Genomic DNA, 313 nt, shown 5'->3' with positions numbered 1-313 from the left:
TCCCAGCACCAGCGCCGACAACAGGATCTCGTTGATCTGTGTGCCGAAGGTGGTATGTACCGTCGTCAGCAACTGATGGCTTTCCGCTTCGCTCAGTTCCAGCTTTTCCTCCCGCATATCGCGTAACAGGCAACTGCCGCCGGCATCGTCACGTGGCAACGCCAATGGCGGCTGTTGCTGCCAAACATCCCAGTAACGGCTGGCCGCCTCAAAGGAAGCCGTGGCCGTATAACGTGCTATTTCCTGTGACCACCGCAGGAACGCGTCTGTCTTCCGGGGCAGGCGCAACACCTGGCCTTTGCCCTGCTGCTCA

General features: G+C 59.7%; 1 protein-coding gene. It reads right to left on the bottom strand.

From position 1 onward, the window contains the following. A partial coding sequence (locus ICL55_RS35020) for a condensation domain-containing protein (protein WP_188106736.1) occupies positions 1–313 on the bottom strand: 313 nt, incomplete at both ends.

Source organism: Chitinophaga varians, from assembly GCF_014529945.1.
GTDB classification, from domain to species: Bacteria; Bacteroidota; Bacteroidia; order Chitinophagales; family Chitinophagaceae; genus Chitinophaga; species Chitinophaga varians.
Note: the sequence above shows the minus strand (reverse complement) of the source record. Positions and strands in the feature narration are given on the sequence as shown.